General features: G+C 74.3%; 2 protein-coding genes and 1 pseudogene. All 3 read right to left on the bottom strand.

Going from position 1 to position 2,133, the window contains the following annotated elements; all coding sequences use genetic code 11:
• Positions 1–693: PfkB family carbohydrate kinase (locus tag H5J29_RS30190; RefSeq protein ID WP_246394483.1), on the bottom strand; the 693-nt coding region annotated here is incomplete at its 3' end.
• A 20-nt stretch (positions 694–713) separates the two neighbouring features.
• Entirely contained in the window at positions 714–1,910 is a 1,197-nt protein-coding gene (locus H5J29_RS30185; RefSeq protein WP_181784357.1) for a homogentisate 1,2-dioxygenase, read from the bottom strand.
• Positions 1,885–2,133 (bottom strand): annotated as a pseudogene (locus tag H5J29_RS30180) (hypothetical protein); the annotation flags it as partial. The pseudogene H5J29_RS30180 and the gene H5J29_RS30185, both read right to left, overlap by 26 nt.

Genomic DNA, 2,133 nt, shown 5'->3' with positions numbered 1-2,133 from the left:
GTCGAGGAGCTCGGCGAGGTCACGGAGCTCCGAGGCGTTCGGCGTGAGGATCACGCCGGAGCCGAGGACCTCGGCCAGGTCGGGCAGCACCGGGGCCGGGTTCAGGACGCAACGCAGGCCAGCCGCCGTGGCCGCCTCCACGGCGGCGACCGCCGCCGCGGCGGTGATCTCCGTGCTCACCAGCACACAGCCCGCCCAGTCCGCGGCACGTTCCACCGCGGACCGCACCGCCTCGGGCTCGACGGCGGCGTTCGCCCCGCCGCCCACCGCGATCTGGTTCTCGCCCCGGGGGTCCACCACGATCAGGGCGACGCCGGTGGGTACGTCGGGGAGCACGGCGACGTCGTCGACGACGACGCCCTCGGCGCGCAGCTCCTCGACCGCGGCCGAGCCGGTGTCGTCCTCCCCGACGGCGCCGACGTACCGGACCTCGGCGCCCATCCGGGCCGAGGCCACCGCGGCGTTGGCCCCCTTGCCGCCGCCGAACCGCTCCACCCCCGGCCCGACGACGGTCTCGCCCGGGCCGGGCAGCCGCGGAGCGGACACCACCATGTCCACGTTGACCGCCCCGACGACCACGACCCCGCCCACACCCACGACCCCACCCACGACCCCGACCCCACCCACGACCCCGACCCCGCCCATGACCCCGCCCCCGACACCACCCCCGACACCACCCACGACCCCGCCCATGACGCCGGACGGTACCGAGATCAGCCGGCAGGCCCGCGCCCCGACCAGGACCACGGGTAGCCCGGGTCCTCCGCGGCCAGCCCGCCCTCGCCGAGCTCCAGCGGGCGGAAGGTGTCGACCATGACCGCCAGCTCGTCGAACCGCTCGGCGCCCAGCGCGGGCTCGATCGCCCCGGGCTGCGGGCCGTGGCTGTGCCCGCCGGGGTGCAGGCTGACCGAGCCCAGCGCGATGCCGGAGCCCTTGCGCGCCTCGTAGTCCCCGCCGCAGTAGAACATCACCTCGTCGGAGTCCACATTGGAGTGGTAGTACGGCACCGGCACGGCCAGCGGGTGGTAGTCGACCTTGCGCGGCACGAAGGCGCACACCACGAGGCCTGCGCCCTCGAAGACCTGGTGCACGGTCGGCGGCTGGTGCACCCGGCCGGTGATCGGCTCGAAGTCCGCCACGTCGAAGGTGAAGGGGTACAGGCAGCCGTCCCACCCGACGACGTCGAAGGGGTGGGTCGGGTACACGTACCGGGTGCCGACGATGCCCCGGGACCCGCGGTGCCGCACGAGCACCTCGACGTCCTCGCCCTCGGCGAGCAGCGGCTCGGTCGGGCCGTGCAGGTCCCGTTCGCAGTAGGGCGCGTTCTCGAGGAACTGGCCGAACCGCGAGAGGTACCGAGAGGGTGGGGCGAGGTGCGAGCTCGCCTCGATCACGTAGAGCTGCACCGGGTCCGAGCCCGTCGGCAGCCAGCGGTGGGTGGTGGAGCGGGGCAGCAGGACGAAGTCGCCCCGGTGGGCGGCGAGCGTGCCGAACACCGTCTCGACGGTCGCGGTGCCGGACTCGACGTAGACCAGCTCGTCCCCGACGGCGTCGCGGTAGAGCGGTGAGGGCTGCCCGGCGACCACGTAGGAGATCCGGACGTCGGCGTTGCCGAGCAGCAGCCGTCGCCCGGTGACGGCGTCCTGGGCCTTCCCGTCGTCGGAGAACAGGGTGTGCAGCTTCAGGTGCCGCGGCAGCAGGGGCCGGTTCTCGGTGAGCGTCTGGTCCGGCAGCTCCCACGCCGTGGCGTCGACGATCGCCGACGGCACGCCGCGGTGGTACAGCAGGGCCGAGTCCGAGGAGAACCCCTCCTCCCCCATCAGCTCCTCGCGGTACAGCCCGCCGTCGGGGCCGCGGTGCTGGGTGTGCCGCTTCGGCGGGACGTCACCCACTCGTCTGTAGAACGCCATGACAGTCCTTCCCGAGGGCTCGGTGGAGGGCGGCGGGGAGACTCGCCGCGTCGACGACGGCGGCCACGTGCGCGTCCGGCCGGACCACCCAGATCTCGTCGGGGCGGGCCCCGAGCGCGGCCGTCAGCACACCGTCCGGGTCGATCGCGGGCAGGGCGAGCACCCGGACCGGGCCGGGGATCGGCGGGTCCACGGTGATCTCCGAGCCGGTGAGCAGCAGGAA

It is taken from the genome of Pseudonocardia pini, assembly GCF_013870575.1.
In the GTDB taxonomy this organism is placed as follows: domain Bacteria; phylum Actinomycetota; class Actinomycetes; order Mycobacteriales; family Pseudonocardiaceae; genus Pseudonocardia; species Pseudonocardia pini.
Note: the sequence above shows the minus strand (reverse complement) of the source record. Positions and strands in the feature narration are given on the sequence as shown.